Source organism: Streptomyces boluensis (genome assembly GCF_009908195.1).
In the GTDB taxonomy this organism is placed as follows: domain Bacteria; phylum Actinomycetota; class Actinomycetes; order Streptomycetales; family Streptomycetaceae; genus Streptomyces; species Streptomyces boluensis.
Genome location: NZ_JAAAHS010000013.1, coordinates 1 through 12,444 on the forward strand (window position 1 = coordinate 1; position 12,444 = coordinate 12,444).

12 protein-coding genes and 2 pseudogenes are annotated in these 12,444 nt (G+C 70.0%); 7 read left to right on the forward strand and 7 right to left on the reverse strand.

Annotated features, from left to right (window positions below):
- Nucleotides 1-575 precede the first annotated feature (575 nt).
- On the forward strand, nt 576-989 hold the full coding sequence (locus tag GUY60_RS03350) for a hypothetical protein (RefSeq protein ID WP_161693556.1): 414 nt from the start codon (nt 576-578) through the stop codon (nt 987-989).
- A gap of 204 nt (nt 990-1,193) precedes the next feature.
- Here the strand turns inward: GUY60_RS03350 and GUY60_RS03355 are convergent, their stop codons facing one another.
- Nucleotides 1,194-1,973, reverse strand: a complete 780-nt coding sequence (locus GUY60_RS03355) for an SDR family oxidoreductase (RefSeq protein ID WP_161693558.1) — start codon at nt 1,971-1,973, stop codon at nt 1,194-1,196.
- A 99-nt stretch (nt 1,974-2,072) separates the two neighbouring features.
- Here GUY60_RS03355 and GUY60_RS03360 point away from each other — a divergent pair, with 99 nt between their 5' ends.
- The 3 genes and pseudogenes from GUY60_RS03360 to GUY60_RS38470 all read left to right on the forward strand — a co-directional run bounded on the left by GUY60_RS03360 (nt 2,073) and on the right by GUY60_RS38470 (nt 4,217).
- Nucleotides 2,073-2,969: a sigma-70 family RNA polymerase sigma factor gene (locus GUY60_RS03360; RefSeq protein ID WP_161693560.1), complete on the forward strand. Its 897-nt coding sequence runs from the start codon at nt 2,073-2,075 to the stop codon at nt 2,967-2,969.
- Nucleotides 2,970-3,189: 220 nt separating this feature from the next.
- A pseudogene (locus GUY60_RS38750) lies at nt 3,190-3,486 on the forward strand (helix-turn-helix domain-containing protein); the annotation flags it as partial.
- A gap of 257 nt (nt 3,487-3,743) precedes the next feature.
- Nucleotides 3,744-4,217, forward strand: coding sequence for a transposase (locus GUY60_RS38470; RefSeq protein WP_246234233.1), 474 nt, complete (start codon nt 3,744-3,746; stop codon nt 4,215-4,217).
- A 498-nt stretch (nt 4,218-4,715) separates the two neighbouring features.
- Here the strand turns inward: GUY60_RS38470 and GUY60_RS03370 are convergent, their stop codons facing one another.
- The 3 genes from GUY60_RS03370 to GUY60_RS03380 all read right to left on the reverse strand — a co-directional run bounded on the left by GUY60_RS03370 (nt 4,716) and on the right by GUY60_RS03380 (nt 5,855).
- On the reverse strand, nt 4,716-4,988 hold the full coding sequence (locus GUY60_RS03370) for a hypothetical protein (RefSeq protein ID WP_161693562.1): 273 nt from the start codon (nt 4,986-4,988) through the stop codon (nt 4,716-4,718).
- A 98-nt stretch (nt 4,989-5,086) separates the two neighbouring features.
- The gene (locus tag GUY60_RS03375) at nt 5,087-5,296 is read right to left on the reverse strand and encodes a hypothetical protein (RefSeq protein WP_161693564.1); all 210 of its coding nucleotides are present in this window, start codon (nt 5,294-5,296) and stop codon (nt 5,087-5,089) included.
- 4 nt (nt 5,297-5,300) lie between these two features.
- The gene (locus GUY60_RS03380) at nt 5,301-5,855 is read right to left on the reverse strand and encodes a DUF5994 family protein (protein WP_161693566.1); all 555 of its coding nucleotides are present in this window, start codon (nt 5,853-5,855) and stop codon (nt 5,301-5,303) included.
- Nucleotides 5,856-6,123: 268 nt separating this feature from the next.
- Here GUY60_RS03380 and GUY60_RS03385 point away from each other — a divergent pair, with 268 nt between their 5' ends.
- Complete coding sequence (locus GUY60_RS03385) at nt 6,124-6,618, forward strand: DUF5994 family protein (RefSeq protein WP_161693568.1); 495 nt, start codon at nt 6,124-6,126, stop codon at nt 6,616-6,618.
- Nucleotides 6,615-6,982: pseudogene (locus GUY60_RS03390) on the forward strand (PRC-barrel domain containing protein). Before GUY60_RS03385 ends, GUY60_RS03390 begins: the two are co-directional and overlap by 4 nt.
- Before the next feature lie 855 nt (nt 6,983-7,837).
- Here the strand turns inward: GUY60_RS03390 and GUY60_RS03400 are convergent.
- The 3 genes from GUY60_RS03400 to GUY60_RS03410 form a co-directional block, all read right to left on the reverse strand.
- The gene (locus GUY60_RS03400) at nt 7,838-8,413 is read right to left on the reverse strand and encodes a hypothetical protein (RefSeq protein ID WP_161693572.1); all 576 of its coding nucleotides are present in this window, start codon (nt 8,411-8,413) and stop codon (nt 7,838-7,840) included.
- A 330-nt stretch (nt 8,414-8,743) separates the two neighbouring features.
- Complete coding sequence (locus GUY60_RS03405; RefSeq protein ID WP_161693574.1) at nt 8,744-9,958, reverse strand: amino acid deaminase/aldolase; 1,215 nt, start codon at nt 9,956-9,958, stop codon at nt 8,744-8,746.
- 107 nt (nt 9,959-10,065) lie between these two features.
- Nucleotides 10,066-11,391, reverse strand: coding sequence for a D-arabinono-1,4-lactone oxidase (locus GUY60_RS03410; protein ID WP_161693576.1), 1,326 nt, complete (start codon nt 11,389-11,391; stop codon nt 10,066-10,068).
- Nucleotides 11,392-11,488: 97 nt separating this feature from the next.
- Here GUY60_RS03410 and GUY60_RS03415 point away from each other — a divergent pair, with 97 nt between their 5' ends.
- Nucleotides 11,489-12,436, forward strand: a complete 948-nt coding sequence (locus GUY60_RS03415; protein WP_312866168.1) for a LysR family transcriptional regulator — start codon at nt 11,489-11,491, stop codon at nt 12,434-12,436.
- Nucleotides 12,437-12,444: the final 8 nt, after the last annotated feature.

Consider the following 12,444-nt stretch of genomic DNA (forward strand, 5'->3'; position numbering starts at 1 on the left):
GTCTTCGACCCCCCACTCCGCCCGGACATCGGCCTGAGCTACAACCGGACGCCGCAGGCCAGAGGTGCCACTTGCCGCTTGTATGACATGTTCATGCCTTGACACTCTGCGGCCCGCCCGCCGCGTGTGACCGCGCACCGGTCCTCCGAGCCGGAGAACCTCACCGAGCTGCTCCAGGCCGCTACCGAGGCTGACCGGCCGACCGAGAATCCCCACTGCTGACCGCCCGGTGTCCCGCTGCGGCGGGACACCGGTGCCCTTCCTTCCGTCGGCGATCTGGGCTCCCTGGGCGAGCAACGGCGCGTATCAGCGATCTCCGGCAGTTCCAAATCCCAGAATCTGCGGACTCTGTCCCTGAGTGCCCACTCACCGGGTCCTCGCAGTGCCGCTCGCCTTCGAGCTAGGGGCACCAGCCCGCCCCTCCAGACCCGGGCCCTTGTGCCCAGGAGATCCACGTGCCTGCTCCTTCAGTGCCCGGTCCTCGATCGGGCGTTGATCACGCTGCGACGCTTGCTGGTCTCTGCCGGGACATATCTCAGTCGCCCGCACGGATTCGGCATGAGAGCCTCACGCCCGTGGCTACGGAAACCGAGGTAGGAGAGCTGTTGCACCAGCGCGGCTGGCGGACGGCATTCACCGTCACTGAGATGGTGAACGCGTGGGCCGCGCTGGTGAGTTCCATCGAGCGCGGCTACGGCGACGACATCGACGAGTACACCAACGACCTCTACTGCCGAAACTGGCTGCACGAGGCATGGCTCCTGCTGGACGAACACATCGTCCAGCTCTGGACCCCGCAGATCAAAGGCCTGGACGGCCGATACAAGGCCGCGACCATCGACGACGACGGCCAAGCACTCGACAAGTTCCACAGGTTGCCCGGTCCCGACCTGTGGTGGTGGCGGCGCCACCCCCGCATCCTCACCGGAGACCTCGGACGTTCGCTTCACTCGGCCGGTGCCATCGGCACCGACCCGGACACCGCATGACCCTCACCTCGCGGGATTGCGGGACAACGCTTAGCGGGACAACTCTTAGTGGTCGGCTCCGGAAGTCCTTCGGGTGTTGACCTGAGCGACGAAGACGTTCCGCCGGGTCTCATCCAGGGCGATTTCAGAGTCGGCCGTTGAGGTGGAGGTCAGCGGACGAGGAGCCCCGGCGATCACCGTCGTCGGGGCCCCGCGTCGGTCCGGCTAAGCAACCCGCTCGGCAACCCGCTCGGCCAGAAAGTCCTCCCAGCTCCGCGCGCCCACGGTGGCCCCTTCAAGTACGAGGTTGTCCCCGCCCCGGTAGGCCTTGCCGACCTTCCCGGGCAACCGCACCGGCAGCAGGGGACGCCGCTTGCCGCGGGCCCCGAGGTAGCCGCGGGCCAGCTCGCCCAGCGAGTACACGCCGGGCCCGGCCAGGTCGGGTACTCGGCCGGCCGGTACGGCCAGCGTCAACTCGACCAGGCGGGCGGCCACTTCGCGCGAGTCGACCGGCTGCCAGCGCAGCCCTCCAGGCGACGGCACCACCGGCATCTTGGCCATCTTCTCCACCACCTTCAGCGCCAGGTCGTGGAACTGGGCGGCCCGCAGCGTCGTGAACGGAATGCCCGAGTCCGCGATCGCCTGCTCCGAGTCGAGCTTGGCCTTGAAGTAGCCGAGCGGCACGGTGTCCGAGCCGATCACCGAGATATAGACCAAGTGCCTGACGGTCCCGACCCGTTGGGCGGCCGCCACCAGATTCCGGGTCGCCACGTCGTCGCCCTTGGGCCCGCCCGCCAGGTGCAGCACTGTCTCCACACCCTCAAGCGCGGCGTCGATGCCGTCCCCCTCGAGGAGATCGCAGGCGACGTACTCGACGCCGTTCTTGTTCTCCCGCGGGTTCCGGCTGAGCACCCGCACCGTGCGGCCGGCCTCGACAAGGAGTGGGAGAACGTGGTTGCCGAGTGTTCCGGTACCACCGGTGACCAGGATCGTCGATGTCGTCATGATTGCTCCAGAGTTCGAGCCGGGGGTGCAACTCCCAGCAGGGCCGCTAAATTTTCGTCGTCTGCTCTTACGACCCACCGCGACCGAGGAATGTGACAGATGAACGAGAACGCATCGCTGATCTCGTTTTTTGAGGAGGAACGCCCCCGGCTGCGCGCGGTCGCCTACCGGATGCTCGGCTCGTTGAGCGAGGCCGAAGACGCGGTCCAAGAGGCCTGGATACGCCTCAACCGCTCCGACACGAGCGACGTCGAGAACCTCGGCGCCTGGCTCACCACGGTGCTCTCCCGGCTCTGCCTGAACATGCTGCGCTCGCGCGACAACCGCCGCGAGGATCCCCTCGACTCCTACGTTCCCGACCCGGCCCGCGCCCAGAAGGACGTGGCCGACCCGGAAGAGGAGGCGCTGCTCGCCGACGCGGTGGGCGTGGCCATGCTGGTGGTCCTGGACACGCTGGCCCCACCGGAGCGGCTGGCCTTCGTACTGCACGACATGTTCCAGGTGCCCTTCGACGAGGTCGGCCCGATGCTGGAGCGCACTCCCGCCGCGGTACGCCAACTCGCCAGCCGCGCCCGGCGCCGCGTCAAAGGCAACGCCGCCGCAGTGCCCGCGCCGGACCTGGGTCGCCAGCACAAGGTGGCCGAGGCCTTCCTGGCGGCGACCCGGAGCGGCGACTTCGAGGCCCTGGTCGCGCTGCTCCACCCCGGTGTGGTGCTGCACGCCGACAAGATGGTCGTCCCCACCCCCGAGCCCATCTTCGTCAGCGGGGCCAGCACGGTGGCGCAGGGCGCGATGGCGGCGACGGGACGTGCCCGGTTCACGGGCCTCGCGCTGCTCGACGGGGCGGTGGGGCTTGCGATGGCGCCGCAGGGGCGGCTGCGGCTGGTCCTCGCCTTCACCGTCACCGACGACGACCGGATCGCGAAGATCGAGGTCATCGCGGAGCCGGCGCGGTTGGGCGGACTGGAGGTCGCGGTGCTGGACGGCGCCGCCTGAGCTGTGCGGGCTCGGGTCCCGGGGCCAGGAGCCCCGTTGCGGGCCACGAAGACGGTAAAGACGGTAACGGGGTGCCCCTACATCTTGACGACACAGATAGTGAAGTCGGCCCCGTTACTGCCGTCCACGCCGCCGAGAGATGGGCCGCCCTCCTTCCATGCCCACGTGCTCTGCCGTTCCCGTGGAGCTGACCGCTTCCGAGCGCCACCGGCTCAAGAAGATGGCCTACGGCCACAAGACCCCGCACCAGGCACGCCGGCGGGCGACGATCGTGCTCCTGGCGGCACGGGGCCGCGGCAACGCCCGGATCGCCGCCGAAACCCGCCTACACGTGGACACCGTGCGTAGCTGGCGCTGCCGGTTCGCGGCCGACCGGGTGTCTGCCCTGGCCGACCGCAAGCGGTCGGGGCGGCCGCCGACGTTCCCTTGGCTGCAGATCGCCGAAGTCAAGGCGCTGGCCTGTCAGTTGCCCACCGAGACTGGAACTCCGCTCTCACGCTGGTCATGCCCGGAGCTCGCGCGCGAGGCCCCCCGGCCATCACCGAGACGATCTCCGCCTCCACGGTGCGCCGCTGACTCAAGGACGACGCGCTCAAGCCCTGGCAACACCGCTCCTGGATCTTCATCCGCGACCCGAACTTCCGCGCCACCGCTCAACGGGTCCTGGACCTGTACGCCCGCATCCTCGACGGCGTCCCGCTCGGCGAAGACGAGTACGTCATCTCCGCAGATCAGAAGACCTCCATCCAAGCCCGCTGTCGCTGCCATCCCACCCTGGCCCCGGGCCAGGCCCGCGCGATGCGCGTCAACCACACCTACGGGCGCGGCGGCGCCCTGGCCTACCTGGCCGCCTACGACATCCACCGGGCCGAAGTCTTCGGCCACTGTGAACGGAGCACCGGCATCGTGCCGTTCATGAAACTGGTCGAGCAAGTGACGGCCAGCGAGCCCTACACGAGTGCGAAACGCGTGTTCTGGATCGTTGGCAATGGCTGCTCGCACCGCGGCAAGTCAGCGATACACCGCCTGGCCGCCAGGTTCCCGAACGCCGTCATGGTCCACACTCCTGTCCACGCCTCCTGGCTGAACCAGGTAGAGATCTTCTTCTCCATCGTGCAGCGCAAGGTCGTGACGCCCAACGACTTCACAAACCTCGACGAGGTCCGGGACCGGCTCCGAGCATTCGAACATCGCTACAACGCCACGGCACAGCCGTTCCGGTGGAAGTTCACCGCGGGCCGGTCATAGACCGCGTCCCTGCGGTGTCCGTGGCCCAGGGCGAAGCGGGTCCCGCACACCGGCGGTCATGCGCTATTTCCTCGGGTCGAACGGGACACTGCCCCCGTCGATCCACCGGGGGGAGTCCCCAAGCTGCCCCTCAAGTAGAAGGCGTTCCGCACCAGTCCCGAGGCCCGGTACCCCATACGCTGCTGCGACACCGCCGCCTGAGCCATCGCGACCTGCACGGGCGTCGGCTGCTCGTGGTTGCAGGTGCAGGCCGTCCGTACCGGGGCGTGACCGGGGTATGTGGTCCAGAGGCGCAGGGCTTCCCACCAGCACCGGGCGGCGACATGACATCGAGTGCGCGGGCCTCATGGCGACGGTCGTCACAACGGCCCCAGCGCATTCACTCCGCTGAGGCCGCCCTTCCGGATCTCCGCACGTGAGCGTGCTCGATCCACGTTCCATTCTACGACTGCGGGCCGGACGGGCCGAGAGGGAGAGCGGGCCCGTGGGCAGTCCGGCTCAGCCGCGTTCTTCCTCCTCGGCCTCCATGCGCCGGATTCCCTGGTGGCTGAGGGAGACCATCGCGGGTGTGTTGCCCGGTTCCCAGTCGACGGTGATCAGGTCCTCGCCGGCGAGGTAGGTGCAGGCGGCGGCCAGGTCCTCGTCCGGGATGCGCAGGTCGTTCCGCAGCTTCCGCCCCGGGACTCCGAGGAGACGGTTGCCTTCGGTGGCTTCGTAGAGGGCGGTCAGGACCCGTTCGCGGTAGACCTGTCGCTCGCGGAGTGTCGCCATGACCGAGTCCTTTCATGCGCGAGAGGCCGGAGGGTGGATTGTCCCGGGTGTCGGGTGCCCCACCCGCGGCCTTCTGGAGGAGGAGTGGTCCGGGGGGCTCACGGCCAGGTGCCCGTGAGCCTGCGGCGAGAGGGTTGCGCTGCCGGCGTGTGCCGGCTGTAGCCGGGCGGCCGGGAGGTGGCCGGGAAGGGTTCGCCGTAGTGGTGGGCCGCGATGCGTGCGTCGTGCTGGGCATTGAGCCGGTGGATCAGGCGCGTGCCGAGCGCGATCAGCAGGGCGACTGCCGCAAGCACGATCAGGGTCTCCATGACGTCACCTCCACGGCTTGCTCTGCATCATGATCATCCGTGCTCCGTCGACCGGGTGCCGGAGTGGCGGCAGGGCGGACCCGCCGTCGGCTTCCCAGGCGTCCTCGCTGCTGCGGGCGTCCCGCATACGGCGGCCGGTCGCGGCCTCCTCGGACATCAGGGCACCGGCAGCCAGGACGCTGCCGGGGATGGCGGCGGCGGCCATGAGCCGGGCGGCCGCAGCGGGTTCGGTCTCGGGTGGGATCACCAGCAGGTCGCAGCGGCTGACGGTGTAGGAGAGCAGGATCACCTTGTCGGGATCCTGTTCGGTGAACCAGCCGACGTGCACGGTGTGCCCGGTGACGGGAACCTTGTGCGGGATGACGGGCCAGCGGCTGGGGTTCACCGTGACGCGTGTGATGCGTCCGTACCGCTTCTCCAGCGCGTCGGCCAAGGGCGGAAGTTCGGCGGTGAGGTCACGCGAACGAGGCCACCAGGCGCCATCCAAGAGGCCGGCGAGTGCGGTCTTCGGTGTCAGCGACAGGCGCGCCGAAAGCAGGGGTGCGGCGTTGGTGGTCATGATCGCGGACCCGTCTCTGGGCCGTCCTGCAGGGCGGCCCAGTGCCATGATCGCCGGAAACGACGTCCGCGTGGGAGCGGGTGTTCGAGTTACTCCCGGTACCTTCAGCGTACTCCGGCCGGTGGGCGGACGAGCCGTTCTGACCAGGCGATTTCACCGCCCGGCCGATGGCCGCGGGCATGACCGCAGGCCCGGAGTACCGTGTGACCACGGCGGTATCTCGTCGGCCATGAGGTGTCGGCGGCCCCGCGCAGGCAGGCGGACCACCATGGCCGAATCCGACACTCCCACCCCTCGGAAGCTCCTTCCGGACGAGATCCACCGAGCGGTGAAACCCGGCACGGCCCTGCTCCGGCTGCAGACGACCCACTCCCGCGAAGGCGTCCTCGACGGCGCCTGGTGGCCCCGCTCCCGCGACATCGCGACCGAGCTGCCCGACCTGATCCGGGCGCTCACCGCACACCTCGGCCCCGTCACGCGCGTCGGCCTGGACACGGACGCCTGGGAGGAGGTCCCGACGCGTGTGATCGTCGACGACCGTGTCGTGCGGCTCGATTCCTTCCCGGTCGGCGACGACACCGCCCTCATCACCCGTGGCGACAACGACCACTTCGTCCTCCTGGTGGTGCCGCCGGACACGACACCCGACGCGGCACGTGACGCCATGGCCCGTGCGGTCCGAGCCGACAACGTCACCCAGGCCGCCGAGATCCTTGTCGCCACGCTTCCCGAACCAGCGGCACACCGTCAGGAGTCGACGTGATCCAGATGGCAGACAGCCGTGAGTGGAGAACCCACGACGTGGCGGACGCGCGGGGCCACGGGATCGGTGAGCACTGGAGGCGGTTCACGTCGACACCAGCACCGAGCCGGCCATGGCCACGATCCGCTTCGGCCTGCCCACCCGACACCGTCTGGTGTTCGTCCCCCTAACAGTGCGACCTGACGGTGCGACGGTGGGGCCGGGCTACGTGGAGGTCGCCCATGACAAGGCTCTGGTGAAGCAGTGCCCTTCGATCGGCAGCGACGACGTACTTCCCGCCGAGGACGAGGAGGCGGTCTTCCGGCGCTACGACCTCCCCTACCAGCCAGGGGCGAACGGCGAACGCCAGCCGGCCCGCTGCTGAGCTTCCCAACCGACCGAGGGGGCAGCCCTCATGACGCTCTGCCTGGCCCTGATCATCATCGCGATCGTGCACCGAGGATCGGGGTGGCCGGTGGCGCGGTGGACCTGGCGTACGGCCGTGCGCCCGTAGGGGACGTTCATGCACTCGTCGAGGCTCAGGCCGCGTTCCTCACGGCCGTCGGGACAGGCGATCCCGATCCGGATACGTATCGCCTCGTAGTCGCGTAGGCAGGCGGCCTCGCTACCGGTGGTGCATAGGCAGGCGGCCTCGCTGCCGGTGGTGCATGCGAGTTCGCGGCAGCCGGGCCGGGTGGAGGCGACGGGCCCCCAGGCTCGGCGGGTGGCCCTCACCCCGTCCGCTTCCGGCAACCGCGGGGTGCTGGCCGCTCGCCTCCTGCGCCACCGGCGTCGCCGCCAGCCCCTGGTCGTTCCCGCTGACGCTCCTGGCACCGAGTCGCGGCAGCACCAACCGGCCGATCGCCGGATGCTCATGGGCCACCACTCCCCTTCCAGCCTCCACGCGCCTGCGGCTCACGCCGTCGCCCCGGGGTCGTCCGGCAACGGCAAAAGCCCATGCACATCGATAACGCCCTCATCACCTTCGAGCAGGAGGGACCACGCATCCTCGCGTGGATCAGCGCGACGTCCTTCCCGCCTGCGGACGGTGGTTCCGAACGGGAGCACCGGTACGGCTACCTCACCGCTCCCCTCCGGCAGCGCCGCGCCTGGAGTGCACCGTTCCGATCGGGCAGCCGACCGTCCTGCGGGCTTCGCCGAGTGGCTCGCCAAGCAGGAGTGCACCGACTGCTGGCGTGCCTCCAAAGTGGGCGACGAGCAAGACAAGGACGGCGCCGCGCTATCGGGTCAAGTGATAGCGCAGCAGCCGGGACTGGGCGTCCGCTGCTGACAGGCCAAGAGCCGTCGCGACGGTCTCGTCCGACAGCCCGTCCGCCTCCGTGTAGGCGGCGGCCTGGCGTCCGAAGCGCTTGGTCGCCCGCTCCAGTGCGGCCACAGCCTTGAGGACGGCAAGTGGAGAGTCCTGTACGAGGAGTTCCAAGCGTTCCTCGACCTGCTCCAGCAGCGTGGTCAGCTCGTCGGGCAGCGGGATGGTGCGCGCCTCCACCTCGTCCAGGTGCTGCTCCCAGTCAGTCAACGGTTCGGGTGAGGGGAAGTCCTGCACGAAGGAGCCGATCTGATCCCAGTCGATCGGATACTGCGTCTCGCCCCGCCACCCGCACGAGCACGCGCCACGGACCCTCGCGGCCATGGGCCTGTTCAAGATGCCCCGGTAGGCCCACCACTCGCGCGTCTCATGGAAGTTGGCCCCGCTCCCCGGGTCCAGGTACACCTGCTTCGGTTCGGTTCCGTCCGGGAGAAGGGCGCCCACCCAGCCGTCGTGGGACTTCCCGAACTCCTCCGTGGTCCACGCCATGGCCCCTCCAGTGTCCCGATGGCGATACGGATCCCACGATGCCGGACCCACGGCCGCCGCGTCTCGCCGCGCAGTCGAACCGGTCGCTACAAGGGGGTTGCTGCGGCCGAGTTGACGCTCCGCCGCGATGCCAGGGCCCGTTGGCCGCAACCAGGCCCAGGCGATCGAGTGAGGTCTGCTGGTGAAGTCGGCCGGGGCGCGGTGCCGGTCTTTCGGCCAGTCCGTTTCCCCGGAGCCGCTTCCCGAACCGCTGGTGTCCCAGGCAGGGAGGTGTGGGCCCTGGTCCGGCGGACGAGACAGGCCCCAGTGACTCGCAGGGGCAATTGGGAGTCAGAGGAAGGCCTGGCCCTCACCCCGGTAGGTCGGAACGGATTCGACGATCCGGTCGTCCTCGACCAGATGCAGAAGATTGACGCGCTCGCAGAGTTCGCCGGCCTTGGTGTGGCGGAGCCAGACCCGGTCCCCCACTCCGATGCGGGCGGCGCCGGGGCCGGTCAGCGGGGTCTGCACCTCGCCGGCGCCCTCCATGCGGGTCAGGCGCAGGCCGGTCGGCCACACCGGTGTGGGCAGACGGTCGGACCCCGCCGCTCCCGATGCGACCCAGCCGCCGCCGAGGAGCGTGGCCAGGCCGGGCGTCGGGCGGCGGACGACGGGTTGCACGAAGAACGCGGCCGGGCGGGGGCGGAAGCCGGCATAGATGTCGAACAGGACGGGCCCGTAGAGTCCGGAGCCCGCGCCGAGCTCGGTGACGGCCGGTTCGGCGGAGGTGCTCTCCAGGCTGCCCGTTCCGCCGCCGTTGACGAACTCCAGTGGTGCCACGGAGCGCACGGCCTCGATCGCGGCGGCGCGGCGGCGGGCAAGTTCGTCGCGGGACACACGCTGCAGTGAGCGGATGGCGGCGCGTTGCAGTGCCGGACCTGGAGCGTTGTCGCCGACCCCGGCGATCTGCGCTTCGTACGACATCACGCCGACCAGCCGCAGCCCGGTGCGGGCCTGGACCGCGCGGGCGAGGGCGCGGGCCTGTGCGGGGGCGTGCAGCGGGGAGCGTCGTGTTCCGAAGTGGAAGCGGCCGCCGAACATGCGCAGGGAGGCGTCGAGGTCGAGGCAGACGCGCAGCGGGTGCGCGCCCGCCTCGGCAGCCGTGGCGAGCAGATCCAGGTGCTCTTCGCAGTCCGCCATCAGCGTGATCCGGGAGGCGAGCCGCTCGTCCGCCGCGAGACGGCGCAGGGCCTGGGTGTCCGCAGTCGGGTAGCCGATGAGCACGTCGTCGAACTCGTCGAACTCGTCGGCGAGCCAGAGTGCTTCGGGCAGCGTGAAGGCCAGGATGCCCTGGTAGCCGGGCAGTTCGAGCACCGAGCGGAGCAGGGCGCGGCAGCGTACCGACTTGCTGGCCAGGCGGATGGGCTTGCCGGCGGCGCGGCGCCGCATGCTGGCCGCGTTGTGGCGCAGGGCGCCGAGGTCGACCACGGCAAACGGCGGCTGAAGGTCCTTGGTCGCCCGCTCCAGTGCGGCGAATCCGGCGGGGGTGGTGTGTGCTTCCGGCATCGGCTCAGCCCCTGCCGTGCGGTATGTGGGCGAGGACCTCGCCGGTGGCGGGTCGGTGTGACGCGAGTGCGGGTCGGTGTGACGCGAGTACGGACATGGTCTCTCTCCTAGCCGGCAGAGGGGGCGCCCAGGACGGTGTCCAGGTAGTCGTTGCGGAATACGCCGGTGGGGTCGAGTGCGTCGCGCAGCGCGACGAATGCGTCGAAGCGCGGGTAGCGGGTCCGCAGGCGCGCCGCGTCCAGGCGGTGCATCTTGCCCCAGTGCGGGCGGCCGTCCACGGAGTCGAAGATGTCCTGGACGGCGTCGAAGTACCCCTGGTAGGGCATCCGGTGGTACTGGTGGAACGCGATGTAGGCGCTGGTGCGCCGGTACGTCGGGGCGAGCGGGATGTCGTCGGCGGCGACGAACCGCACTTCGAGGGGGAAGGCGACCTTCTCGTCGTGGGTGTCCACCCAGCGGGCGATCCTGCGGATGACATCGGCGGCGTGCTCCCGGGCGAAGGCGTATTCACCCTCGTGGAAGCGCACATCACGCCGGGAGGCGAAGACGCGGTGCGAGGCGTCGGTGAACTCGCGGCCGGAGAGCGCGCCCGTGACAAGGCGGGTGATGCCGGGGACCGTGCGGGGGTACGCGGTGCCCAGGCGGAGCAGCCCTTCGAAGGCGGTGTTGGTGACGAACTCGTCGTCGAACCAGGCCCGGAGGCGCCCGACGGGCTGGAGCGGAGTGTCCGCGGGGAGGCGGGTCAGACGCCGGGTCAGCGCCGTTCTGGTGTGCGGGAACCAGAAGAACTCGAAGTGGTCGTTGCCGTCCACCAAGTCATCGAGTTCGTCGAGGACTTGGTCCAGTGGCATCGGCTCCTCGACGGCCCGCAGCGCGAAGGCCGGGACGCACTGGAGGGTCACGCTGGTGATCACGCCGAGCGCTCCGAGCCCGACACGGGCGGCGGCGAACAGCTCCGGGCGCTCGTCGGCGGAGCAGTGGACGGTCGAGCCGTCGGCGAGGACCAGGGTCATGGCCCGCAGTTGGGTGGAGATGCTGCCGAAGCCGACGCCGGTGCCGTGCGTTCCCGTGGAGATGGCTCCGGTGATCGTCTGCCGGTCGATGTCGCCCATGTTCTCCAGGGCGAGGCCGTGCTCGGCGAGGAGCGGGTTGAGCCGGTACAGGGGCATTCCGCCCTGCACCGTGACCAGACCGCTCGCACGGTCGACGGAGAGGAGGCCGTCGAGCCGGTCCATGCGCAGCATCACACCTTCGGTCGCGGCGACCGGTGAGAAGGAGTGGCCGGAACCCAGGGGTTTGACGCGCAGGCCGTCGCGGCCGGCGTCCTTGAGCGCGGCGGCCACCTCTTCGGTGCTCGCGGGGGCGACCACACGCGCGGGGCTGCTCCGCACGCTGCCGCTCCAGTTCCGCCATTCCGTGCTGGTCGCGCTCATGCCACTCCTGTCGCCTCGGGTGGTGTTTCCAGCAACGTAGGGGCGCCGTTGCACGGTGAGAAACAGCAAGATGAGCGTGCACTTACACTCCCTGGTTGTGGATGTCTCCAGCCGAAAACTGCGGTACTTCGTCGCCGTGGCGGAGGAGCTGCACTTCAGTCGTGCCGCCAACCGCCTCTACGTCACCCAGCAGGCGCTGAGCAAGCAGATCCGGGAGCTCGAGGGCGACATCGGCGTCCGGCTGCTGCGCCGCACCACGCGCAGCGTGGAGCTCACCCCGGCCGGTGAGGCCCTGCTGACCGCGGCCCGTCAGTCCCTCGCAGCACTCGACGTGGGGGTGGAAGCGGCCCGTGCGGCGGACCGCGGCGAGAGCGGGACGGTGAAGCTCGGCTTTGTGATCGGCGCCGCGCTGGAGCTGACTTCGCTGATCGTGGCCGAGTTCGGGCGTCGTCATCCCGGCATCCGCCTGGACATGCGGGAGTACGGCTTCGCCGACCCTTCCGCCGGTCTTGCCGACGGCTCGTCCGACGTCGCTCTCGTGCGCCTGCCGATCTCCGCGCCGGACATCGAGTCCGAGCCGCTGTTCGTGGAGCCCTTGGTCGCCGCGCTGCCGAGTGGCCACCGGTGGGCCGGACGTACGAGCATCCCCGTCGCCGAGATGGCGGGTGAGCCCCTCGTCGTCGGCCGGACGGAGGATGCCGCCTGGCGGGGTCAGTGGACGCTGGACGCCCATCGCGGCGGGGATGCGGCGCGCGTGGTCACGCTGACCAGTTCCCACACCGAGGAGATGGAGGTGGTCGCGGCCGGCCGGGCCTGTGCCGTCACCGTCGCCGGCGCGGCGCGCTACACGCCGCACGCGGGCGTTCGATATGTCCCGCTCGACGGTGCTTGCGGCTCCACGCTCGCGGTGGCCTGGCGGCGAGGGCACCTCGCTGCGGCGGTGGAGTGGTTCCTGCAGGTGACGCGAGAGGTCGGGGCCGCCGAGACGGCCGTGGTCAGCTCCATCGAGCGGCCGTTCCCGTCCACTCACAACCAGCCCTTGTAGGTCGCTTC